Origin of the sequence: Robiginitalea aestuariiviva (assembly GCF_029537735.1) — a bacterium.
Lineage (GTDB): Bacteria > Bacteroidota > Bacteroidia > Flavobacteriales > Flavobacteriaceae > Robiginitalea > Robiginitalea aestuariiviva.
The window spans coordinates 453,608-475,885 of record NZ_JARPUQ010000002.1 but is presented as its reverse complement, the minus strand read 5'-3'; the positions used below and the strand labels follow the sequence as shown (position 1 = coordinate 475,885).

Sequence of the window (22,278 nt, the reverse complement as noted above, 5' to 3'; positions counted from 1 at the left end):
CCCCCATTCGAGTGTAAGCCTGCCTTGGTTTGGTCATCGGTCAAAAATAACAATAACCGCTGCGCCCGCAAGCAGGGCTGCAGGGATTAACAGATTTTTAGTAGGCCAAAATTCGTATCTTGGGTTAACGGTTGCCGGAAGGCTAAACCCCGGCGCCAAACCGAATAACGCCATGACCAAAACGGTAAAGCTTTTCTGGGATTTTCGCGGGCCTCATGCCGCATCTACAGCTGCCCATTTCCTGGAACACCTGAAGGAATACCCCCTGAACCCCTGGGAAGGGCGCTACGGGCTGGAAAGCCCGGCCGAAGGGCATACGGCCGTATTCCTCATAGTCCCGGAAGAAGCTGTTAAAAGCCTGAAGCACGCCCTGAAACCCCACCGGGGTATTTACCTGGAAGCCCCCGAAGAGCCATGAAAACCATGCGCATTTGTCCAAAAATCGGCCTGCTGGCCGGGTTGCTGCTATCCGGGTGTGCCGGGGAAGCCCCGCCTGCAGACCCGCTGCAACAGGTATTGCAATCCGACGACCCCGCTATTGCCCGGGTCATGCAAAACCCGGAAGCCTACGAACTGCAAGTGCGCTACACCCGCATTCACCGGGAAGGGGATTCGGTTGCCTTTTCCGTCTATGATTACCGGGTAGACCCCCAAAGGTATTTCTATCCGGCCAGTATGGTCAAATTCCCGGCGGCCGTCCTGGCCCTGGAAAAACTGGCTACCCTGGACAGCCTGGACCGGGATACGCGGTACTATATTGAGGGGGACAGCGTGGAGCAATCCTTTGCCGAAGACCTGCTGCAGATCTTTGCGGTAAGCGACAACCACGCCAACAACCGCCTATTTGAATTCCTGGGGCAGGATGCCATAAATGACAGCCTGGCTGCCAGGGGGGTGGGCCCGGCCCGGATAGCCCACCGTTTGGGGTACCACCGGGACGACGTAAGCACCCAGCCCCTGGTGTACTACCGCAACGACAGCACAACCTTTCAGAGTCCGCCTATCGTAAACCGGCCCCTGCAGCCCCTGGAGCTGCCGGGCATCCGTAAGGGGAATGGTTATATGGAGGACGACACCCGGGTACAGGACCCATTCGATTTCGGCCTCAAGAACTACCTGCCCCTCACTACTATGGACGGCATCCTGAAGCGGGTGATTTTCCCGGGGCGGTTCCCCGAAGGGCAGCGATTCCGGCTAACAGATGGGCAATTGGAATTCCTGCGCTACGCCATGCAAATTACCCCCCGCGAAGCCGGATACGACCCGGAGGTATTCCCGGACGGGTACTGCAAGTTTTTCCTCTTCGGGGATGTGACCACCCGTATCCCCCAGGAACTGCAGATCTTCAACAAGGTGGGCTTTGCCTACGGCACACTCACGGACTGTGCCTACATCCGGGATGCGCGCAACGGGGTTGAATTTTTCCTGGCTGCCACCCTGCTGGTTAACGAGAACCAGGTCTTTAACGACGACCTGTACGAATACGACGAAGTGGGCATCCCTTTTCTGGCTGCCCTGGGGCGCGCGGTATACGACTTCGAGGTTTCCCAGCGCTAGGCGCATAAAAAAAGCCCCCAACGGCTCGATGCTGCAAGGGGCTTCCGCACTTTTTCTTTTTTTTGATTTACTTGGCCACGTTCACCGCCCGGGTTTCCCGGATCACGGTTACCTTCACCTGGCCGGGATAGGTCATATCGGTCTGGATTTTCTGGGAAATTTCGAAGGAAAGCTGGGCGGCCTTTTCGTCGCTCACCTTTTCGCTTTCCACAATAACCCGCAGTTCACGCCCGGCCTGAATGGCGTAGGCTTTCTGCACCCCGCCAAAGGCGAATGCAATTTGCTCCAGGTCCTTCAGGCGCTGGATATAGGAATCCAGGACCTGCCGGCGCGCGCCGGGACGTGCCCCGCTAATGGCATCGCAAACCTGTACTACGGGGGCAATCAGGGACTTCATTTCCACCTCGTCGTGGTGGGCGCCTATGGCATTGCATACCTCCGGTTTCTCCCCGTATTTTTCAGCCCACTGCATCCCGAGAATGGCGTGGGGGGTCTCTACATCCACCTCGCTGCTGGGCACTTTACCAATGTCGTGCAACAGGCCGGCCCGTTTGGCGAGTTTGGGGTTCAGCCCCAGTTCGGCCGCCATAACCCCGCAGAGCTTGGCCACTTCGCGGGAGTGCTGCAGCAGGTTTTGCCCATATGAGGAACGATATTTCATACGGCCTACAATCCGGATCAGTTCCGGGTGCAGCCCGTGGATGCCCAGGTCAATCACGGTGCGCTTCCCGACTTCGATGATCTCCTGTTCAATCTGTTTTTCGGTTTTCCGGACAATCTCCTCGATGCGCGCCGGGTGGATTCGGCCGTCGGTCACCAACTTGTGGAGGGACAGGCGGGCCACTTCGCGCCGCACGGAATCGAAGCAGGACAGGATAATGGCCTCAGGGGTATCGTCCACGATGATCTCCACCCCGGTTGCCGCTTCCAGGGCCCTGATGTTCCGGCCTTCCCGCCCAATGATCCGGCCCTTTACGTCGTCAGATTCCAGGTTAAAGACGGAGACGCAGTTTTCCACGGCCTCCTCGGTCCCAATGCGCTGAATGGTATTGATGATAACTTTCTTGGCTTCCTGCTGGGCCGTCATTTTAGCCTCCTCTATAGAGGTCTGCAGGAAGGCCATGGCATCGGATTTAGCTGTTTCCTTGAGGGATTCCAAAAGCTGGGCTTTGGCATCCGCTGCGGAGAGGCCGGAGATGACCTCGAGCTGCTGTACCTGGGAGGTGTGCAGTTTTTCCAGCTCTGCCTGTTTGCGCTCGTAGAATTCGGTCCTGTGCTCCAGGTCCTTCAGGCGGACTTCCAGCTGTTCGTTGAATTTTTTGTTGCGGGCCAGCTCGCTGCTTACCTGGGATTCCTTGTCCCGAGTGCGTTTTTCGGCTTCGGCAATCTTCTTGTCCTTGGCCATGATGACCTTTTCATGCTCGGCCTTCAGTTCCAGGAATTTTTCCTTGGCCTGGAATATTTTGTCCTTCTTGATATTCTCCCCTTCGGACTGGGCGTTCTTGATCAGGCTTGCCGCTTCCTTCTTCGCCGCGGCAATGGTCTTGGAGGCCTTGCCCTTTTCCAGCATTTTCGCGATGAAAAAGCCGATCAGCAGGCCTGCAACCAATGCGATAATCCCTGTTGTCAGATCCATGTGGTGCGTGTTTATAATTGTTCCGGGGCAGTGGCCAGACTCCGGTTCCTTTTGGGGACGGACGGCCCCTGGGGGAACAAAAAAGCCCACATTGATGGAAGTTTTGTACAAACTCCGATAAACAGGATTAGGGCTAACAGGCTGATCAAGGATCCTTTCGGGAAGGCTTGCTTTTACAACCTAAACTCACCCTTTCTAAATGTATTAGTGTTGAGTTTGTCAAAAAAATAGTACCAATGTGGGCAGTATCCGTATGCTATGTAAAAGAACTTAAAGCGTACTCAGTTTGGAGCTCACCAGCGATTCCAGGGCCCGAAGGCGTTCGGTAACCTCCTGATTGTCCTCCTGCTTTTCAATACCCCGCTGCTCAATCTTGGATGCAAATTGCAGGGCGCACATGGCCAGCACATCCTGTTTGTCGCGAACGGCGTAATTCTGTTCAAATTTCTTCGCGAGTTGCTCGATATTCTTAGCTGCCTTCCGGAGCCCTTCTTCCTGGGCCGGGTCTATGGTCAGCGGGTAGACGCGATCCGCAATGGAAAGCTTTATTTTGAGCCTCTCGGTCATTTTGAACGCTTGGGTTATTCAGCCAGCTGAACGATACACTGGTCCAGCTCTCTGATCAACGCATTTATTTTGAGTTTAGCTTCCTTATTATTGGTTTCACTGCCCAGCACGGATTGAGCCATTTTCAGAGCATTGTATTGCTCTTCCCATTCTGCGGCGGTGCGTCCGGCTGCCTCGTTGGCGCGCTGCAGGGCATCGATCTGCTCCTGCAGCTGAGCGTTCTGCTGCTTAAGCATTTCCAGCTTGTGCAGCAATTTGCTCACCTTGTTTTCAAGCGCCCCGACGATGTCGACGATTTCACTCACCTGGCTTGCTTCCATGCATTACACAAATTTAACACTCCTGGCCCGACTTCGCAACCCTTTTCGCATTTAATCCGAAAGCCCCGCACCCCGGGGGCCGGGAGCGGTTTCAGCCCCCGGAAGGGGTCCGCACCCCCAGGACCGGGTGTTGGTTTTTTGCATGGCGAATCCGTACTTTCGTATCCCATATGAGGGCATTTCCACACCTTCCGATCCTGCTGTTACTGCCCTGGCTGCTCTGTACGCTGCCGGCACAGGGGCAGTATCGCCCGGAAGCGACTGAGTTTCGGCCGCCACTGGACATCCCGATTATTCTGGCGGGCACCTTCGGGGAATTGCGCTCCAACCACTTCCACGCCGGGGTGGATATCAAGACCCAACAACGCCAGGGTTTACCGGTGTACGCCGTGGAAGACGGTACAGTTAGCCGCATCAAGGTAAGCCATTGGGGGTACGGAAAAGCCCTGTACGTTGCCCACCCCAACGGATACACCACCGTTTACGCCCACCTGCAGAAATACGGGCCGGGTATTGAGGAATACGTCAAGAACCTGCAGTACAACAAGCAATCCTACGAGGTGGAAACCTTCCCGGATTATGGGGAGATCACTGTACGCAAGGGAGATATTATCGCCTACAGCGGCAATACCGGGGGTTCTTCCGGGCCCCACCTGCACTTCGAAATCCGCAACAGCCTGGATGAACGCCCTACCAACCCCCTGCTTTACGGGCTGGAGGTGCGGGACGCCACCAACCCCACCCTGGAAGCCGCCTATGCCTACCCCCTGTCCGGGGAGGCCCAGGTAAACCGGAGTACCCGGCGGGTGGAACTCTCCTTCCATCGGCAGGTAGACGGTAGTTTCCTGGCGGACACCCTGCAGGCTTCGGGCACCATTGGGTTTGGCCTGGTAGCCTGGGACCGGCAGGATATGGCCGCCAACCGGAACGGGATCTACCGCCTGGTGCAACGCGTGGATGGGGCCCTGCAGACCGACCTGGTCTTTGACCGCTTTTCCTTTGGAGAGACCCGCTACATCAATACCCTGATCGACTACCCCTATTACGCCAGGTATCGCCGCCGGATCCAAAAATGCTTCCGCGGCCCGGGGAATGAGCTGAGCATGTATGATGCCCTGGTTAACGACGGCAAGGTGGACATCCGACCCGGCACCACCCACCTGGTGGAAATGGAACTGCTGGACCTGGCCGGTAACCGCACCCTGCTGCGCATCCCCGTACGGGGGCAGGCCCTGGCACCGGCCGATAGCCAGGACACCCCCAAGACACCCTATTATGCGCGGGCAGACAAGCCTACAAGCTTTGACCTGGGCAAGGCACAGGTGTACTTCCCCGCAGGCAGCCTTTACGACGGCGCCTTCCTGGAGCTGGAACAACATGGGGATACGGTGAAAGTACACGATTCCAGCCTGCCGCTCCACCGGAACTTCACCCTGAGCTTTGACGTTTCGCACCTGCCGGCCGAAGCCAGGCGGCAGGCGTTTATCGCCCGGCTGGACGAGCGGGATCAGGCCCAGTACCAGGCCACCTACAAACGGGGCAACCGTTTTAGTATGCGCAGCCGGGAATTGGGCCGTTTTACCCTGGCCACGGATACCATTGCCCCGAAAATCCGGCCCAAGAACTTCAAGCACCGGCAGTGGCTCACCAACTACCGCTACCTGAGCCTGCAGATCTCCGACGACCTGAGCGGCATTGCGGATTATCAGGCCCGCATAAACGGGAAATGGATCCTGATGGAATACGAACCCAAGACGCGCACCATCACCTACCACTTTGACGATCGCCTGGGCGAAGCGCGGCAGTGCGAACTCGAGGTAGAGGTAACGGACAATTCGGGCAACAAGAGCCACTTTACAGCTACCGTATTCAGGCGCTGATCCCCAAGATTTAACGCTTCCTTAGGGCGGGTACAGCTTGCAGGGCTGGCAATTTCCCGTACTTTTGCAGCACCCAATCCGAGCCGAGGAAATGAAGAAGATAATTCTGGCCTTGCTGCTGTTTGCCGGCCCTTTTGCCCAGGGGCAGAAAGACATTTACCTGAGCGACCGCTTTGATGAGCTGAGCGACCAACACCGCGTTTTGGCCATCCTACCCTTTTTTACCCACCTGGACCTGGACGATGCTCCCAACCGCAGTGAACGGCGGAAGCTCGAGGAGAAAGAGGGCTATGCCGTACAGGAGGCCCTGGAAACCTATTTTGGTCGCGGCCGCCGCAAGAAGAAGTTCACCGTGGATTTCCAGAATGTAGCCGAAACCAACGCCCTGCTGGCCAAGCAGCAGATCACCTACGACAATGTGGACCGGTACACCATCAAGGAACTTTCCGAATTGCTGAGGGTAGACGGGATCATTAGCGGCAACCTGGATGTAAACGTACTGCTTTCCCAGGGGATCCCTTCCGAGATGAGCTTCCTGGATTTCTTCCTGGGGGAAGCGGATTACGGACGCATCGGCATCAAGATCAGCGACGGGATTACCGGCAAGCTACTCTGGAAATACGAGCAGGAGATCAGCCGGAAATCCGGCAAGGATACCGATGAACTCATCGACAAGATGATGAAGAAGGCCGCACGGAAATTCCCGTACGACAAAGAGGGGCGCCGGGACCAGGGCCTGTAAGGCGCCGGGGTCGGGAATTTTTCGGAATATACTTCCAAGCCACTGATTTTCATTATATTTAGGGGACAACCAAACCTCTTCCTTATGAAAATCCTGATCCTGGCAATTTATGCCGCCGCCCTGTTGGTGGCCTGCCAATCTCCGAAACCAGAACCGGAAACATCATCGCTGGCCGACCGCGCCCGTATCATGTACGCGGATTTTGAACAGGGAAACATCGAGGCCGTTGTGGCGGGCTGGGATCCCGCCATTGTCTGGAATGAAGCTGAAAATTTTATCTATGCGGACGGCAATCCGTATATAGGTTCAGATGCCATTCTGAAGGGCGTTTTCGGCCGGATTGGGGAGGATTGGGACGGCTTTCGCCTGGAAGAAGCCACCTTCCACAACGTAGATTCGAATGCCGTGCTGGTCATGGGGCGCTATCGCGGCCTTTACAAACCAACCGGAGTTAGCCTGGATGCCCAGTTTGCCCATGTATGGAAATTCCGGGACACCCTGGCCATTTCTTTCCAACAGTATACGGATACCTTCCAGGCACAAGAAGTTGCGCGGGTACCCACAGCAGCGGATATGCCGGATTAAACCTGGGGGTTCTCGGTAAAACCTTTCAAAACGGCAACGGCTGTGTCGATTTCCTCCCGCGTATTGTAGTGCGACAGGGAAAGGCGCAGTGACGGCTGGCGGCGCTGGTCTTCGTCCAGAATTTCATTCAGTACATGGGACCCGCTGTCCGCCCCGGACTGGCATGCGCTGCCTTTGGAACAGGCAATGCCTTTCAGGTCCAGGTGAAACAGCAACAACTGCCCCTGGCTTTCGCTTAAAGGCAGGCGTACATTAACGAGGGTATAGGTACTGCCTTCCGCCTCCCCGGAAAGGCCGTTAAATGCCACCCCGGGAATGGCCTGGCGCAATTGCTCTACCAGGTATTGCTTCAGGCCGGCAACGTACTGCCGCTCTTCTTCGAGGTTGTCGTAGGCCGCCTCAAAGGCAGTTAACAACCCCATAATGTTGTGATAGGCTTCCGTGCCGGCGCGGAAACCGCGTTCCTGGGCCCCGCCCAGAATAAGCCCGCCCAAACCGGTATTGCGGCGGATGTAGGCAAAGCCCACACCCTTGGGGCCGTGGAATTTATGGGCGGCCGCCGTGGCAAAGTCGATGGGGGTCTGGCTGAAATCCCAGGGAAAATGCCCGATGGACTGTACCGTATCCGAATGGAAGAGCGCCTCGTGATCCCGGCACAACTGGCCTACAGCCTGCACGTCGATCATGTTTCCGATCTCGTTATTTACGTGCATAAGGCTCACCAGCTTCCGGGAGGTGTCCGCTTTGAGCAGGGCTTCCAGGGCATCCATATCCGGGTTGCCGCTGCCGTCCAGGGGCACAAACTCCAGGCGGATCCCGGTTTCCCGGGCCAAAGCCTCGGCCGTATGGAGTACGGCATGGTGTTCAATACGGGAGGTAATCAGGGTGCGGATCCCCAGGTCCCGCACCGCACAGCGCAGGATCATGTTATCGGCCTCCGTGCCCCCCGAGGTGAAAATGATTTCACCCGGCTTGGCGCCCAGCCGGGCAGCAATCGCCTTGCGGGCCTGCTCAATGCCGGTCCGGGCCGAACGCCCGAAGGCATGGGTAGAAGAAGGGTTCCCGTAACACTCGGTCAGGGCCTTGCTCATACAGGCCACAACCGCTTCGCGGATGGGGGTGGTGGCGGCGTTGTCCAGGTAAATATTCGGCATGTAAAAGGGTGCATTGGGTTCGCCCGCCAAAAGTATCGATTTCCATGGAAAGCACCTAAATTGAAACCGGGCCCGGGCAGGAAAAGCACACTTTAAACTATCTTTGGGGGCATGAGGAAACATTTACTGCTTTGGCTGCCCATTTTCCTGCTGGGGTGCGGCACCGGGGATCTTCAGATCGAAACCATCGACTTTGACCAGGCCAGCGTACAGTATTGCGGAACGCTAAACACGGAAACCACCCTGCTGTTCAAGCTAAACGGGACCGAGGCCCTGGTCCTCCAGCTGGCCCCCGGCCTGTTGCGCAATGAGGCCTCGGCCGGCGCCCTGGAAAGCAGTATCCCCGGGCAGTCCAAACTTACCTACCGGATTTTTGACAGTAACGCCACAGCCAGTCACTTCTGCGATGCTATCCCCCCGGCAGCCCCTGCGGTACTCGAAGATATTTCGGCCCAGTCCGGGGCCGTACTGGTCACTACGGTGCAGGACCCGGTGGACAGCACCCGTTTTGAACATACCATCGCATTAAGCGGGATAACCCTGGTGAATAGTAAAGGAGAACGCCTGTCTAACCTGTCGCTTACCTCCTTTGGCACCGTGGCCACCACTTCGAACTAGGAAAACAACTCCTGGGGAATCCAGACTTCCGTAGCGCCCTGCCCGTATTCCCGAGGGTCTGCGGGAGCTACTTTCAAGCCGTCATAGCGGCGCAGCAAGGTATCCAGTTCGGCCTTAAGCACCCCCTGACCCACCCCATGGATAAATACGACCCGCTGTATGCGTTTGCGCAGCGCAAATTCCAATTGCCCGCGGGCCGCATCCAATTGCACATCCAGGGCTTCATAAGGATTGAGTTTTGCAGGGACAGGTAATAACTTTTCCAGATGCAGGTCTACTTCCAGGGCCGGGGCCTGGCGGCCCTTCTTCCCTTTGCGCCGGGTAGGCCCCGGCTTTTGGTTTTCGGCCTTTGCAAATCCTTCCGGAACGTGGAAATCGGGCAGCACGGCTTCGGGCAGGCGTACCAGGCCCGTTGCCGATACCTCCATAGGAAAACCGTCGGTGGTACGGATCAGGACCGATGTACCCCGGACCGCTTCCACGGTGCCTTCCAGGGCCTCGTCCAGCAACTGGACCCGATCTCCCGGCTTAAAGGACATCCGTTTCGTCCTTATTGGCATCCCGGGACGGGATACCCCGGGAAATCCCGTACAACCCGAAGAGCAACAGGACAAAACCAAGGGCCAGTCCCAGTTCCGATCCCAGCCAGCCCGGGCCCAGGAACAGTGCCAGGACCCCTGCGGCAGCGGAGGCGAAATAAATGAAGGGTTTTATTTTCATTGCTCAAAAATAGTAGTAATTTTCCGAGCATGAACCTTTCGCTGACGGCAGAAACCGCCTGGGCCCTCCCTTCCCTTTCCGAAGCGGACATGCTGCCCTGCCTGAGCAAGCAACTGCTGGGCATGGATTGCCCGGGATGCGGGCTGCAGCGCTCGGTAGCCCTCTTACTGCGGGGCGAATTCTGGGAGTCCTTCCTGATGTACCCCGGGCTGTTTCCCATGTTGTGCCTCTTCGGGTTTATGGCCGCAGACCGAATTCTGCCCATCCCCCGGGCCAATAAGATTACCATAGCACTGGCCCTGCTCACCGTTGGCGCCATCCTGACTAATTTTACAATCAATCTTCTCACCTAAATAACCACACCTATGGAACAACAAAAATTACCGAATGTTACGGCGGCCATTGTCCTGGCTATTATCGGTTATGTTTGCTGCTGCATCTGGGGGCTCCCGGCCATCCTCATGGGAGGGATAGGCCTGGTGTTGCTCAGATCCGACGCCAAGAAGTATGCGGAAAACCCGGAGGGGTACAGCAATTACAATACCTGGAAAACGGCCCGTATCCTCTGTATCGTGGCTGTGGTGATCGGGGCATTGTATTTCGGGCTTTCCCTCTACCGCATCTATGAGATGGGCGGCTGGGAAGCGGCCATGGAACAATCCCGTTCTATCCTGGAAAACTGGGGTATTGAAGAGTAGGCCACCCGCCTTCACCCGAACTATTTGCAATCACAAATCCTATTTTAACACATGAGCGAATTGAGTAACGCCCCTGCCAAGCCCAACAACTACCTGGTGCTTGCCATTATATGTACGGTATGCTGCTGCCTCCCGGCCGGGATCGTGAGTATTGTGTACGCAGCAAAAGTCAATGAAACCTATGCCCGGGGCGAATACGACCTGGCCCAGCAATATTCCCGCAACGCCCGAACCTGGGGTATTGTGGGGTTGGTTGTGGGTGGTATTGGCGTAATCCTTTACGTTGGCCTGATCGGTTTTGGCGCTTTTGCCAGCATCCTGGAAAATGCCCAGTATTAAGTACAACCGGGTTTATATCCTTGCAGGGGCAGGGGCCATACTGGCCATCCTGCCCCTATATTATTTTTACGACCCCCAGCATGGGGGCTTTCCCGCCTGCCCGTTCTTCCGGCTTACCGGGTTGTATTGCACCGGCTGCGGCAGCCAGCGCGCCCTGCACGACCTGGTTCACGGGCACTGGGCCTCCAGCCTGGGACATAACCTGTTGCTGTTGCCGGCCCTGGCCCTGGTGATCTGGCACCTGGCCGCCTCCTTATACCAAGGTGAAAAAATAAAAAGCCCGCTGGCAGCCGTGCGGGCGCCGCGGGTTATCCTTTGGGTAATCCTGGTTTTCTCGGTCCTGCGCAACCTGCCCTGGGAACCCTTCCAAAGCCTGGCCCCCTAGCGGGAATCAGTTGGCCACTTCGCTCATGAATTTCAGGCGGTAGAGCCGTAGTTCCTCGTCTTCGTACTCCCCCTCAAATTCCTTCAGGGCAGCGTCGATATTATCGGTTTCGGACTCCAGGAAATATTCATGGATTTCCTCCTGCTGGTCTTCGTCCAGGATGTCGTCAATGTAGTAATCCAGGTCCAGGCGGGTACCGCTGAAGACAATCTGCTCCATGGCCTTTACCAGTTCCGGGATTTCCAGGCCTTTGGCGGCGGCAATATCTTCCAGAGGCAGTTTGCGGTCGATGTTCTGGATGATGTACAGCTTCAGGGCGGAATTGGCCCCGGTACTGCGCACCACCAAGTCGTCCGGGCGGCTGATGTCGTTTTCTTCCACATAACGGGCAATCAGGTCTACAAAGGGCTTTCCGTATTTGCGGGCCTTCCCCTCGCCCACCCCGTGGATGCTCACCAGCTCTTCCATGCGGATGGGATATTTCAGGGCCATGTCTTCCAGGGAGGGGTCCTGAAAAATCACATAGGGCGGCACCCCGCGTTTGTGGGCCTCCTTCTTGCGCAAATCCCGCAACAGACGGATCAGGGTATCGTCCCCGGAACCGGCCTTGGGACGCACTACGGCCCCGGCCTGGGAGCCTTCCCCCTCGCTGTAGTCGTGATCGAGGGTCATCATAAAGGATGAAGGGTTATCTAAAAAGTCCCTTCCTGCATCCGTTACGTGAAGGATGCCGTATTGTTCGATCTCCTTACGCAGCAGCCCGGCCACCAGCACCTGCCGGATCAGGGCCATCCAGTAGCTCTTATCGCGGTCGACCCCGATTCCGAAGATTTCCTTTTCGTCCGTCTTGTGGGAGGATATCAGGGCATTGGTAGTCCCGACAAGCGTCTTGACCACTTCCTTTGCCTTGAATTTCTCATTGGTCTCCTGTACCACCCGGATCAGTTTCAGTACCTGCTCCCGGGCTTCTTCTTTCTTCTTGGGGTTGCGCACATTGTCGTCCATGTCCGCCCCTTCCCCGTTTACCTCGTCAAATTCCTCCCCGAAGTAATGCAGGATAAATTTACGGCGGGAAATGGAGGTTTCTGCATAGGCTACGATCTCCTGCAACAGGGCGTTACCGATTTCCTGCTCAGCCACGGGTTTGCCGGCCATGAACTTTTCGAGTTTCTCCACATCCTTATAGGAATAGAAGGCCAGGCAATGGCCCTCTCCCCCGTCCCGACCGGCCCGGCCCGTTTCCTGGTAATAGCTCTCGATGCTCTTGGGGATGTCGTGGTGGATCACATAGCGGACGTCGGGTTTGTCTATCCCCATGCCAAAGGCAATGGTAGCCACCACCACATCTACCTCCTCCATCAGAAACATGTCCTGGTACTTGGCCCGGGTCTTGGCGTCAAAGCCGGCGTGATAGGGTACGGCGCTTACGCCATTTACCTGCAATACCTGGGCCAGCTCTTCCACCCGCTTGCGGCTCAGGCAATAGATGATACCGGATTTCCCGGCGTTTTTCTTCACAAAGCGGATGATGTCCGCATCTACATTTTTGGTCTTGGGCCGTACCTCGTAAAACAGGTTTGGCCGGTTAAAGGAGGCTTTAAAAACGGCCGCATCCGTAATGTTCAGGTTCTTGAGGATGTCTTCCTGCACCTTGGGCGTAGCCGTGGCGGTCAGGGCTATGATGGGGATATTGTCGCCCAGCCGGTTGATAATGGAACGCAGGTTGCGGTATTCGGGGCGGAAATCGTGCCCCCATTCGGAGATACAGTGGGCCTCGTCTATGGCCACAAAGGAAATCCGGATGCCCTGCAGGAAGTTTACATAGTCTTCCTTGGTAAGGGACTCCGGGGCCACATACAGGAGTTTGGTGATGCCAGCTTCCATATCCTCCATCACCTGCCGCACCTCCCCCTTGGTCAGGGATGAATTCAGCACATGGGCCACCCCCTGGTGATCGGAAAGCCCGCGGATGGCATCCACCTGGTTCTTCATCAGGGCAATCAGGGGGGAGACCACAATAGCGGTCCCTTCCTGGATCAGGGCCGGCAACTGGTAACAGAGGGATTTGCCACCGCCGGTGGGCATGATCACAAAGGTGTCCTTTCCGCCCACCACATTGCTGATGACATCTTCCTGCAGCCCTTTGAACTGGTTAAAACCAAAATATCGCTTGAGCGATGCCCTCAGATCCATTTTGTCCATAAACTCCTTTCAAATAGGTTCGGCAAACCCCCGGGAGCGTGAAGAAAGGGGGATCTTTTCGCCCGTGGGGTCCGGTCCGGCCGCCGGATGCGGCACCGCCGAATTGAATTGCAGAAAACCTGGAATCGTTTCTGTTAAGTTTGCGTACTTTTGTTTTCTTAAATATAGCATATTCTTTTACAAAACGGCCTTTTTTTATCACTTTTTGGGAAGGCTATAAAGCGTTAAAATACCACTTAAAACCTTGAAGGACAGTAAGGCTATATTGGAGATGGCACGGGACACCATCCGGTCGGAAGCCGAAGCCATCGGGCACCTTTCGGCCCAGGTGGACGAAGGGTTTGCCCAAACGGTGGGCGCCATCCTCGCCTCCCCGGGGCGGGTGGTGATCAGCGGCATCGGTAAAAGCGCCATAATCGCCTCCAAAATTGTGGCTACCCTGAATTCCACAGGGACCCCGGCCATTTTCATGCACGCGGCGGATGCCATCCACGGAGACCTGGGCACCATTCAGCAGGACGACGTGGTGATCTGTATTTCCAAGAGCGGAAACACTCCCGAAATCAAGATGCTGGTACCCCTGATCAAGCAGGGGGGCAACCTGCTGATCGGTATGACCGGGGAGCGGGAGTCTTACCTGGCCGAACAGGCAGACCACGTGCTGCACACCTATGTGGAGAAGGAGGCCTGCCCCAACAACCTGGCCCCCACAACCAGCACCACCGCCCAGATGGTGGTGGGCGATGCCCTGGCCATCTGCCTGCTGAAATTGCGCGGGTTCAGCAGCAGCGACTTCGCGCGGTACCACCCGGGGGGCACCCTGGGTAAGAAGCTGTACCTTCGGGTGGCGGACATCATTCCCCAAAACCTGGTGCCCCGCGTACAGCCGGACACCCCGGTTAAGGATGCCATTCTGGAAATTTCCGAAAAGATGCTGGGGGTAACCGCAGTACTGGATGGGGAGCGCATTGTGGGGATCATCACCGATGGGGATATCCGCCGCATGCTTAATAAATATGACAATATCGGGGACCTCAGGGCCGCAGATATCATGTCCCGCAACCCCAAAACGGTGGATGCCGAAGTCCTGGCCGTAAAGGCCCTGAAGCAGATGCGCGAAAATGATATTTCCCAGTTGCTGGCCACCGAAAATGGCGCTTATGCCGGCGTGGTCCACATCCATAACCTCATTAAGGAAGGTATACTCTGATGGCTAAAAACACTAGGGACCCCAACGAAATGTCCTTTCTGGACCACCTGGAAGAATTGCGGTGGCACCTGATCCGCTCTACCATGGCCGTGGTGATTATTGGGCTTGTGGCCTTCCTGATGAAGGACTTTATTTTCGACACCATCATTTTCGGGCCCAAGAAGATGGACTTCCCCACCTACCGCCTGTTCTGCCGGATTGCCACCTCCCTGGGGTTTGAATCTGCCTTCTGTGCGGAGGAATTGCCCTTTACCATACAAAACCGCACCATGGCCGGGCAGTTTTCGGCCCACATCTGGACCTCTATCTGGGCGGGCTTCATTATCGGTTTCCCATACATCCTTTGGGAAATCTGGCGGTTTATCAGCCCGGGGCTGTACGAAAAAGAACGCCGGTATTCCCGGGGCTTTATCCTGGTGGCTTCCCTGCTGTTCTTTATGGGCGTGCTCTTTGGCTACTACGTGGTGGCCCCGCTCTCCATCAACTTCCTGGGCACCTATCAGGTAAGCAAGGAGGTCCTGAACGAAATCGACATCAGTTCCTTTATCTCGACAGTACGGGCGGCCGTGGTGGCCTGCGGGATCATGTTCGAACTGCCCATCATTATCTTTTTCATGACCAAAGTGGGCCTGGTCACTCCGGAAATCCTCAGGAAATACCGGAAAATTGCCCTGGTGATTGTCCTGATCGTGTCTGCGGTAATTACCCCCCCGGACGTGGCCAGCCAGATCATTGTGGCGGTGCCGGTACTGATCCTCTACCAGGCGAGTATCCATATCTCTTCCGTGGTGTTGAAGCGGGAGGCCAAAGCCAAAGCAAAGCATGAGCAATCCAGTTGAGGAATTTAACAGCTACCGGGAGCGGATGAACGAAAAGCTCCTGGAAGGCAACTCCAAACTCATCAAACGCATCTTTAACCTGGACACCAACGCCTACGCGCCCGGGGTCCTGGATGTAAAGACCAAAGAACTGCTGGGGCTGGTGGCCTCTGCGGTTTTACGCTGCGACGACTGCGTGCGGTACCACCTGCAAACCCTCTATCAGAACGGGGCCACGCGGGAAGAAGTCATGGAGACCCTGGGGATAGCCACCCTGGTTGGGGGCACCATAGTAATCCCGCACCTGAGGCGGGCACACGAGTTCTGGGAAGCCCTGGAAGCTCAGGGTTAAAAAATTGCCAATCCCTTCCCCTGGCCCGTTAAAAAACGTATGTTTGAACCGGTTTAGATGAAATTGCGCGCCGAAAATATCATGAAATCCTACCGGGGCCGGCAAGTGGTCCGCGGCATCTCCCTGGAAGTGAACCAGGGGGAGATTGTAGGCTTGCTGGGACCCAACGGGGCCGGGAAGACCACCTCCTTCTACATGATTGTGGGGCTGATCAAACCCAATGGCGGGCGCATTTTCCTGGACCAGACCGAGATCACCCATTTCCCCATGTATAAGCGCGCCCAGTACGGGATTGGCTACCTGGCCCAGGAAGCCTCTGTATTCCGTAAACTGAGCGTCGAAAAAAACATCCTGAGCGTCCTTCAGCTCACCAACCTCAGCAAGAAGGAGCAGCACATGCGCATGGAAAGCCTTTTGGAGGAATTCGGGATCACCCATATCCGCAAGAACCGCGGGGACCTGCTTTCCGGAGGGGAACGCCGCCGGACGGAAATTGCCCGTGCCCTGGCCACGGATCCGAAATTTATCCTGCTGGATGAGCCCTTTGCCGGGGTGGACCCGGTGGCCGTGGAAGACATCCAGCGCATTGTGGCCCAGCTTAAACACCGGAATATCGGGATCCTGATCACGGACCACAACGTGCAGGAAACCCTGGCCATTACCGAGCGGTCCTACCTGATGTTTGAAGGGGGCATCCTCAAATCCGGGATCCCGGAGGAACTGGCCGAGGACGAAATGGTCCGCAAGGTCTACCTGGGGCAGAACTTCGAACTGCGCAAGAAAAAGCTCTTTCAGGAATAGCCTTCCCTGCCCTATGGTTCGTCTTCACGAACGCCCAGGGAGAAAAGCACATACATCAGGATTACGAGGGGCACTGCCAGATACTGCAGGGTGGCAAGCAATACCGCACTCAACAGCAAAAACAGGTACTTCAGTCCATTTTCCCGGAAGTCCCAGGATTTGAATTTCAGGGCAAACAGGCGAATAGGGGCATTCAGCAGGAAGGTGGAGAGCACCGTGAGCCCCAAAAGGACCCAGGTATTGAGCAAAACGGCATTGGTCCACTCGCTGCCGTTGTACATCAGGATCAGCGGCAGGGAAATCACCCAGAGGGCATTGGCCGGAGAAGGCAGGCCCACAAAGGAACGCACCTGGTTTTCATCAATATTGAACCGCGCCAGGCGCCAGGAGGTACCCAGCGTGATCAGCAGGCCCGCAAAGGGCAACATGCCGGTAAGCTCCAGGGAGTGCTGAAAAAACCCGTCGTGGTTCCAGCCCCCGCTTGCAGACATCCCCAGCATCTGGCACATGACCAGGCCGGGAACCAGCCCGCTGGTCACCATATCCGCCAGGGAATCCAGTTGCACCCCCAGCTCGGACTGCACGCCCATGGCGCGGGCCAGGAGCCCGTCAAAAAAGTCGAAAAATACCCCCAAAAGGAAAAACAAAGCGGCCCATTCCAGGCGGTTAAGCACAGCCAGGACCGCGGCTACCGAGCCGCAGAACAGGTTTAAAAGAGTCAGGAGGTTGGGCAGGTGTTTCATGGTCGATCTTAAGGTCTTCCGCTAAAATAATCAATTCCGGCGAGGCGAAGCCCCCTGCTTTGGGCCGCTGCCCCGCCTTGTACATTGCCAAATTATTAGGATATTTGTTCAACCGGGCTTCAAGGCCCGTTTTCCCTTATGAAGCGGACCCGAACCTTGCTGTTGATCTTCCTGGCACTGGCAGTGCACTGGTCCCGCGGACAACAACCTACCCTGAGCACACAGGCCCGGTTTAGCGTGGTGACCTGCGGCCCGGGAACCGACCTCTATGCCACCTTCGGCCACAGCGCATTCCGCCTGAAGGATCCGGCCCGGGGCATCGACTGGGTCTACAACTATGGCACCTTCGATTTCAACACCCCCAACTTCTACCTGAAATTTGCCCGCGGCAAGTTGCCTTATGCCCTGAGCAAGTCCAGCTTTGAGGACTTCCTGTATGTGTATCAGTGGGAACGCCGGTGGGTACGGGAACAACTCCTGAACCTGGACCCCGCCCAGATGGAAGCCCTGCTGTCCTTCCTGGAAACCAACAACCTGCCGGAGAACCGGTACTACACCTACGATTTCCTCTTTGAAAACTGCGCCACCAAAATTCCGGAAGTACTGCAGCAGGTCCTGGGCCCCTCCCTGGTGTTCCACCCGGAGTACCTGGAAGGCGATCCCCGCAGTTTCAGGGAACTGATCCAGGAAAACCTGGAACCCAACACCTGGTCCAGTATGGGGATAGACCTGGCCCTGGGGGCTGTCATTGACCGGGATGCCCAGCCGGAGGAATACATGTTTCTGCCGGCATACGTGCGGCAGCAAATGGAGCACACCTCCCTGGGCAACTCCGCCCTGGTGGAACGGGAACGCGTTATCCTGGACCTGCCGAACCCCAAGGTTTCCCAGTACTTTACGGCAACCCCCGTGTTCTGGCTCCTGCTGCTGCTGGGCTTTACCCTGGCCATTACGGGCATTGACTACCAGAACGGGACGCGCAGCAGGGTTCTGGATTTTGTGCTCTTTTTCACCACTGGTGCTGCCGGGTTATTGCTGTTGTTTCTCTGGTTCCTGACCGACCATACCTCTACCGCCTGGAATGCCAACCTCTTATGGGCCTTTCCCGCTAATCTGTACGCGGCATGGCTGCTGGTCCGGGCCAATCCCCGCATAGCGTCCATTTACAGGCTGCTCTGGGTGGCCTTGGCCCTGCTGGGCCTCTGCCTCCCCATCTGGGCCGCCGGGCTGCAATCCTTTTCACCGGTCATTCCCATTGCCTGGGCCGCCCTGGCGCTGCGTTACGCCTATCTGATCCATTATTTCAAACCCGCCAAGTGAACCTGCTCTCCGCCGAAAACCTGTCCAAGGCCTACGGGGAACGGGAGTTGTTTTCCGGGCTTACCCTGGGCATTAACCAGGGGCAGAAGATTGCCCTGATCGCCCGCAACGGCAGCGGGAAATCCACCCTGCTGGATATCCTGGCCGGGAAGCACCCGCCGGACAGCGGGCAGGTTACCTACCGCAAGGGCATCCGGGTGGCCTACCTGGAGCAGGAACCGGCCCTGGACCCGGGGCTGACTGTTGCACAGACCCTTTTTGCCTCGGACAACGAAACCGTCCGCATCCTGGGGCAATACGAAGAAGCCCTGAAACGGCCGGAAGACACCAAGGGCTACCAGCGGGCCTTTGACGCCATGGAGCGCGCCCAGGCCTGGGACCTGGAGACCCGCTTCAACCAGATCCTCTCCCGCCTGAAGCTGGACGACCCCGAGGCCCGCGTGGGGACCCTTTCCGGCGGACAACGCCGACGGCTGGCCCTGGCCCATACCCTGATAGATACCCCGGACCTGTTGCTGCTGGATGAACCCACCAACCACCTGGACCTGGAAATGATCGAATGGCTGGAGGACTATATCCGGGTTCAGGACACCAGCCTGCTGATGGTTACCCACGACCGCTATTTCCTGGACCGTACCTGTACCGGCATCCTGGAACTTGATGGTGGCCGGTTAAACCCCTATCCAGGGAATTACCAGGAGTACCTGCGGGAAAAGGAGGCCCGCGAAGCCGTGGCCGCTACCACGGCCAAAAAAACACAATCCCTGTACAAGCAGGAGCTGGAATGGATGCGCAAACAACCCAAGGCCCGAACCACCAAATCCAAATCCCGCATCGAAGATTTCCACGCCCTGAAACAAAAAGCCCTGAACCGGCCGCAGGAGCGGGAGATGGAGCTGGAAATCAACATGGAACGCCTGGGCACCAAAGTAGTGGAGCTGCACAACACGGCGGTACGCTTTGGGGATGAGCCCCTGTTCCAGGGATTCTCCTATGCCTTTAAGCGGGGGGAGCGCGTGGGGTTGATCGGGCCCAACGGCAGCGGGAAGACCAGTTTATTGAACCTGGTGGCCGGCACCCTGGAACCTACAGCCGGGAAGGTGGTGCACGGAGAAACCGTACAGATTGGATATTACACCCAGAAGGGACTCAGGCCCGACCCCGGCAAGCGGGTCATTGACGCTGTACGGGAATTCGGGGATTACATCCCGCTTAAAAAAGGCCGGCAGCTCTCGGCCCAGCAATTGTTGGAACGCTTTCTCTTTGACCGCAAAGCGCAATACGACTTTATTGAAAAACTGAGCGGGGGCGAACAAAAACGGCTGATGCTTTGCACCGTGCTGATCCAGAACCCCAACTTCCTGATCCTGGACGAACCGACCAACGACCTGGACATCCTCACGCTGACCGTGCTGGAGGCCTTCCTGCAGGATTTTCCCGGCACCCTGCTGATCGTTTCCCACGACCGCTATTTCATGGACAAGATTACGGACCACCTCTTTGTCTTTGACGGCAAGGGGGGCATTCGCGATTTCCCCGGGAATTATACGGACTACCGCCTGACGGGCTTTCCGGAAACGGAATCCGGGGATGCCGGGATGGAGGAGGCCCCGAAAACCCAGCCCAAAACGCCAGGTAGTGGGATGAGGCAGGGCAAGCGCTCCTACCGGGAGCAGCGGGAATACGAGACCCTGGAAAAGGAAATCGAGGCCCTGGAGGCACGCAAATCGGAGATTGAAGCCGCCTTTGCCCGGCCGGATGCCGACGGGGCAGACATGGACGCCCTTTCCATCGAAATGGCCGGGCTCCTGCAATCCCTGGAAGCCAAAACCGAACGCTGGTTTGAACTGGCCGCTATTGAGGAAGGCGGTTAATTCCCAGGGCCAGCCGTATCTTTGCACAAAAATTCCGGCATGCTGCACCGCCTGTGGTTTAACCTGCGCGCCCGAAACCGACACGGCACCCATTCGCCATTCGCCTATGCTTTCCTGGACCAGGCCCTGTACTCCCGGAAATACAAGGGAATGGATACGGAACGCCGCCTGCTTTGCGCTGCCCTGGACCATTTGGAACCGGAACGCGTGGGCACGGCCTCCCCGGATGGGCCCATGGCCCAATGGCTGCTCTCTACGGGCCGGGTAAAGGCCTGGGGTGGCCCGCCCTATGATTTTTTCCTGGCCGAAACCCCCGGGGATGCCCGGTCAGGGCCTTTCAGGCGACACGGGCGGAACGCGGATGCCTGCCTGTATGTTGGCGGGATCCGGAAAAACCGGAAGGCACGGGCCAACTGGCAGGCCTTGCTGGCCGAAACCGGCCCCTGCGTGCTGCTCGAAACCCATGCCGCTGCCCTGTTGTGTTTCCGGGCCGCGCAAGCGCCCCAGCATTTTAAAATCCGGATTTAAACCGTTATTTTTAGTCGCCATGGACCAAACGCTGTATTTTATTCTCGGAGGACTGTTGCTGATCTATTTCCTGATAGCTGCCTACAACCGCAAACAGGGCCGCCAGCGCAAATCCCGATCCTTTATGGACGGTCGGCGCCTGAGGGACCGCCGGTCCGATTCCCAAAACGACAACGCCTGACCGCCAAACCACCGCTATGAAGATCTACACCAAAACCGGGGATGCCGGATCTACCGGCCTCTTTGGCGGGACCCGGGTCCCGAAACACCACATCCGCATCCAGAGTTACGGCACCGTGGACGAATTGAACGCCTGGATCGGGTTGCTGCGGGACCACGCCCCGGAAGAAGGCATACACACCTTCCTGCAAGGTGTACAGGACCAGTTGTTCACGGCGGGCTCCATGCTGGCCACCGAACCGGAGAAGGCCGAATTGCGCAGCGGAAAACCCAGGCTGAACATCCCATTGCTGGGGGAGGCAGATATCCAGGTTCTGGAAACCGAAATTGACCGGCTGAACGAGAGCCTGCCACCGATGACGCATTTTGTATTGCCCGGGGGGCACCCGGCGGTGTCATACTGTCATATTGCACGAACCGTCTGCAGGCGTGCAGAACGGATGACCACCCTGCTGCACGAGCAAAGTCCGGTAGACCCAGTCCTGCTGGCATACCTGAACCGCCTTTCCGATTACCTCTTCGTATTGGCACGGAAATTGTCCGCAGTTTTGGGAGCGGATGAAATAAAATGGATTCCGCGGGCGCCGGGGGAATAATTCCACAATTTGCGCGTTATGAATTTGCTCAAATCGCAAAATTTGGGCGGGCAGCGTAAATAAGTTATAATTTCCTTGGACGTTTAGGAATAAAAAATATTTTTGCAAAAAATTTAAAATCAATCTACTGCGATGTATTGGACACTTGAATTGGCTTCCTATCTGAGTGATGCACCGTGGCCGGCTACCAAAGACGAGCTGATCGACTATGCCATCCGTACGGGAGCGCCACTCGAAGTCGTGGAAAACCTCCAATCCATGGAGGAAGAAGGCGGAGAGATCTACGAATCCATCGAAGAGATCTGGCCGGATTATCCAACGGAAGAAGACTACCTCTGGAACGAGGACGAATATTAATAAACGGCAGGAAGTTTCCTGGAAAAAGCCTCGTTTGAGGCTTTTTTTTTGTGTAATTTTGGCAGGTCCCATCCCTTTTTCAGGGGTGGTGTTGAA

28 protein-coding genes and 1 other RNA gene are annotated in these 22,278 nt (G+C 56.7%); 20 read left to right on the top strand and 9 right to left on the bottom strand.

Annotated elements, in window-relative coordinates:
- The first annotated feature begins 172 nt into the window (after window positions 1-172).
- Both OZ410_RS08880 and OZ410_RS08875 read left to right on the top strand, forming a co-directional pair.
- Window positions 173-418: a hypothetical protein gene (locus tag OZ410_RS08880; RefSeq protein ID WP_277707594.1), complete on the top strand. Its 246-nt coding sequence runs from the start codon at window positions 173-175 to the stop codon at window positions 416-418.
- Between the two features lie 5 nt (window positions 419-423).
- Entirely contained in the window at window positions 424-1,557 is a 1,134-nt protein-coding gene (locus OZ410_RS08875) for a serine hydrolase (RefSeq protein ID WP_277707593.1), read from the top strand.
- Between the two features lie 67 nt (window positions 1,558-1,624).
- Here OZ410_RS08875 and rny read toward each other — a convergent pair whose 3' ends face one another.
- The 4 genes from rny to OZ410_RS08855 form a co-directional block, all read right to left on the bottom strand.
- On the bottom strand, window positions 1,625-3,193 hold the full coding sequence (gene rny, locus OZ410_RS08870) for a ribonuclease Y (RefSeq protein ID WP_277707592.1): 1,569 nt from the start codon (window positions 3,191-3,193) through the stop codon (window positions 1,625-1,627).
- 109 nt (window positions 3,194-3,302) lie between these two features.
- Window positions 3,303-3,409, bottom strand: a non-coding RNA gene (ssrS, locus tag OZ410_RS08865) — 6S RNA.
- Window positions 3,410-3,463: 54 nt separating this feature from the next.
- The gene (locus tag OZ410_RS08860; protein ID WP_277707591.1) at window positions 3,464-3,760 is read right to left on the bottom strand and encodes a cell division protein ZapA; all 297 of its coding nucleotides are present in this window, start codon (window positions 3,758-3,760) and stop codon (window positions 3,464-3,466) included.
- 14 nt (window positions 3,761-3,774) lie between these two features.
- Window positions 3,775-4,080 carry a hypothetical protein gene (locus OZ410_RS08855; protein ID WP_277707590.1) on the bottom strand — a complete coding sequence of 102 codons (306 nt, stop codon included), beginning with the start codon at window positions 4,078-4,080 and terminating at the stop codon, window positions 3,775-3,777.
- A 170-nt stretch (window positions 4,081-4,250) separates the two neighbouring features.
- Here OZ410_RS08855 and OZ410_RS08850 point away from each other — a divergent pair, with 170 nt between their 5' ends.
- From OZ410_RS08850 to OZ410_RS08840, 3 genes are all read left to right on the top strand, one after another.
- Window positions 4,251-5,960 carry a M23 family metallopeptidase gene (locus OZ410_RS08850; protein WP_277707589.1) on the top strand — a complete coding sequence of 570 codons (1,710 nt, stop codon included), beginning with the start codon at window positions 4,251-4,253 and terminating at the stop codon, window positions 5,958-5,960.
- A gap of 91 nt (window positions 5,961-6,051) precedes the next feature.
- Window positions 6,052-6,702, top strand: a complete 651-nt coding sequence (locus OZ410_RS08845) for a hypothetical protein (protein WP_277707588.1) — start codon at window positions 6,052-6,054, stop codon at window positions 6,700-6,702.
- Between the two features lie 84 nt (window positions 6,703-6,786).
- Window positions 6,787-7,287: a nuclear transport factor 2 family protein gene (locus OZ410_RS08840; RefSeq protein ID WP_277707587.1), complete on the top strand. Its 501-nt coding sequence runs from the start codon at window positions 6,787-6,789 to the stop codon at window positions 7,285-7,287.
- On the opposite strand, the gene OZ410_RS08835 is transcribed toward OZ410_RS08840, so the two are convergent.
- Window positions 7,284-8,441: a cysteine desulfurase family protein gene (locus OZ410_RS08835; RefSeq protein WP_277707586.1), complete on the bottom strand. Its 1,158-nt coding sequence runs from the start codon at window positions 8,439-8,441 to the stop codon at window positions 7,284-7,286. The genes OZ410_RS08840 and OZ410_RS08835 overlap by 4 nt on opposite strands.
- Before the next feature lie 111 nt (window positions 8,442-8,552).
- Here OZ410_RS08835 and OZ410_RS08830 point away from each other — a divergent pair, with 111 nt between their 5' ends.
- Entirely contained in the window at window positions 8,553-9,059 is a 507-nt protein-coding gene (locus OZ410_RS08830; RefSeq protein ID WP_277707585.1) for a hypothetical protein, read from the top strand.
- On the opposite strand, the gene OZ410_RS08825 is transcribed toward OZ410_RS08830, so the two are convergent.
- Together OZ410_RS08825 and OZ410_RS08820 are read right to left on the bottom strand one after the other, a co-directional pair.
- The gene (locus tag OZ410_RS08825; RefSeq protein WP_277707584.1) at window positions 9,056-9,598 is read right to left on the bottom strand and encodes a Smr/MutS family protein; all 543 of its coding nucleotides are present in this window, start codon (window positions 9,596-9,598) and stop codon (window positions 9,056-9,058) included. The genes OZ410_RS08830 and OZ410_RS08825 overlap by 4 nt on opposite strands.
- Window positions 9,588-9,779, bottom strand: a complete 192-nt coding sequence (locus tag OZ410_RS08820) for a hypothetical protein (RefSeq protein WP_277707583.1) — start codon at window positions 9,777-9,779, stop codon at window positions 9,588-9,590. The genes OZ410_RS08825 and OZ410_RS08820 overlap by 11 nt, the downstream gene beginning before the upstream one ends.
- A 29-nt stretch (window positions 9,780-9,808) precedes the next feature.
- Between OZ410_RS08820 and OZ410_RS08815 the strand changes: the two genes are divergently transcribed.
- Genes OZ410_RS08815 through OZ410_RS08800 form a run of 4 tightly spaced genes read left to right on the top strand, consistent with a single transcriptional unit; the run spans window position 9,809 to window position 11,201 of the window.
- Window positions 9,809-10,132 (top strand): DUF2752 domain-containing protein, encoded by a 324-nt coding sequence (locus tag OZ410_RS08815; protein ID WP_277707582.1) that lies wholly within the window; start codon window positions 9,809-9,811, stop codon window positions 10,130-10,132.
- A 12-nt stretch (window positions 10,133-10,144) separates the two neighbouring features.
- Window positions 10,145-10,477 carry a CCC motif membrane protein gene (locus tag OZ410_RS08810; RefSeq protein ID WP_277707581.1) on the top strand — a complete coding sequence of 111 codons (333 nt, stop codon included), beginning with the start codon at window positions 10,145-10,147 and terminating at the stop codon, window positions 10,475-10,477.
- 51 nt (window positions 10,478-10,528) lie between these two features.
- Window positions 10,529-10,816, top strand: a complete 288-nt coding sequence (locus OZ410_RS08805) for a CD225/dispanin family protein (RefSeq protein ID WP_277707580.1) — start codon at window positions 10,529-10,531, stop codon at window positions 10,814-10,816.
- Window positions 10,803-11,201 carry a DUF2752 domain-containing protein gene (locus OZ410_RS08800; RefSeq protein WP_277707579.1) on the top strand — a complete coding sequence of 133 codons (399 nt, stop codon included), beginning with the start codon at window positions 10,803-10,805 and terminating at the stop codon, window positions 11,199-11,201. The genes OZ410_RS08805 and OZ410_RS08800 overlap by 14 nt, the downstream gene beginning before the upstream one ends.
- Before the next feature lie 6 nt (window positions 11,202-11,207).
- On the opposite strand, the gene recQ is transcribed toward OZ410_RS08800, so the two are convergent.
- On the bottom strand, window positions 11,208-13,403 hold the full coding sequence (recQ, locus tag OZ410_RS08795; RefSeq protein WP_277707578.1) for a DNA helicase RecQ: 2,196 nt from the start codon (window positions 13,401-13,403) through the stop codon (window positions 11,208-11,210).
- A gap of 244 nt (window positions 13,404-13,647) precedes the next feature.
- Here recQ and OZ410_RS08790 point away from each other — a divergent pair, with 244 nt between their 5' ends.
- The 4 genes from OZ410_RS08790 to lptB are packed head-to-tail and all read left to right on the top strand — an operon-like array spanning window position 13,648 to window position 16,584.
- Window positions 13,648-14,613 (top strand): KpsF/GutQ family sugar-phosphate isomerase, encoded by a 966-nt coding sequence (locus OZ410_RS08790; RefSeq protein WP_277707577.1) that lies wholly within the window; start codon window positions 13,648-13,650, stop codon window positions 14,611-14,613.
- Window positions 14,613-15,452: a twin-arginine translocase subunit TatC gene (gene tatC / locus OZ410_RS08785; RefSeq protein WP_277707576.1), complete on the top strand. Its 840-nt coding sequence runs from the start codon at window positions 14,613-14,615 to the stop codon at window positions 15,450-15,452. The genes OZ410_RS08790 and tatC overlap by 1 nt, the downstream gene beginning before the upstream one ends.
- A complete protein-coding gene (locus tag OZ410_RS08780) occupies window positions 15,436-15,783 on the top strand; it encodes a carboxymuconolactone decarboxylase family protein (protein WP_277707575.1) in 348 nt (115 codons plus the stop codon). Before tatC ends, OZ410_RS08780 begins: the two co-directional genes overlap by 17 nt.
- Window positions 15,784-15,840: 57 nt before the next feature.
- The gene (gene lptB, locus OZ410_RS08775) at window positions 15,841-16,584 is read left to right on the top strand and encodes an LPS export ABC transporter ATP-binding protein (RefSeq protein ID WP_277707574.1); all 744 of its coding nucleotides are present in this window, start codon (window positions 15,841-15,843) and stop codon (window positions 16,582-16,584) included.
- 11 nt (window positions 16,585-16,595) lie between these two features.
- Here lptB and OZ410_RS08770 read toward each other — a convergent pair whose 3' ends face one another.
- Complete coding sequence (locus OZ410_RS08770; protein WP_277707573.1) at window positions 16,596-17,327, bottom strand: CDP-alcohol phosphatidyltransferase family protein; 732 nt, start codon at window positions 17,325-17,327, stop codon at window positions 16,596-16,598.
- Window positions 17,328-17,465: 138 nt separating this feature from the next.
- On the opposite strand from OZ410_RS08770, the gene OZ410_RS08765 reads away from it, so the two are divergent.
- From OZ410_RS08765 to OZ410_RS08740, 6 genes are all read left to right on the top strand, one after another.
- Window positions 17,466-18,647 (top strand): Lnb N-terminal periplasmic domain-containing protein, encoded by a 1,182-nt coding sequence (locus tag OZ410_RS08765; RefSeq protein ID WP_277707572.1) that lies wholly within the window; start codon window positions 17,466-17,468, stop codon window positions 18,645-18,647.
- The gene (locus OZ410_RS08760; RefSeq protein WP_277707571.1) at window positions 18,644-20,521 is read left to right on the top strand and encodes an ABC-F family ATP-binding cassette domain-containing protein; all 1,878 of its coding nucleotides are present in this window, start codon (window positions 18,644-18,646) and stop codon (window positions 20,519-20,521) included. Before OZ410_RS08765 ends, OZ410_RS08760 begins: the two co-directional genes overlap by 4 nt.
- 39 nt (window positions 20,522-20,560) lie before the next feature.
- The gene (locus tag OZ410_RS08755; RefSeq protein WP_277707570.1) at window positions 20,561-21,049 is read left to right on the top strand and encodes a hypothetical protein; all 489 of its coding nucleotides are present in this window, start codon (window positions 20,561-20,563) and stop codon (window positions 21,047-21,049) included.
- A gap of 19 nt (window positions 21,050-21,068) precedes the next feature.
- Window positions 21,069-21,230 (top strand): hypothetical protein, encoded by a 162-nt coding sequence (locus OZ410_RS08750; RefSeq protein WP_277707569.1) that lies wholly within the window; start codon window positions 21,069-21,071, stop codon window positions 21,228-21,230.
- A 16-nt stretch (window positions 21,231-21,246) separates the two neighbouring features.
- The gene (locus OZ410_RS08745) at window positions 21,247-21,825 is read left to right on the top strand and encodes a cob(I)yrinic acid a,c-diamide adenosyltransferase (RefSeq protein ID WP_277707568.1); all 579 of its coding nucleotides are present in this window, start codon (window positions 21,247-21,249) and stop codon (window positions 21,823-21,825) included.
- A gap of 132 nt (window positions 21,826-21,957) precedes the next feature.
- Window positions 21,958-22,182 carry a DUF2795 domain-containing protein gene (locus tag OZ410_RS08740; RefSeq protein ID WP_013551418.1) on the top strand — a complete coding sequence of 75 codons (225 nt, stop codon included), beginning with the start codon at window positions 21,958-21,960 and terminating at the stop codon, window positions 22,180-22,182.
- Window positions 22,183-22,278: the final 96 nt, after the last annotated feature.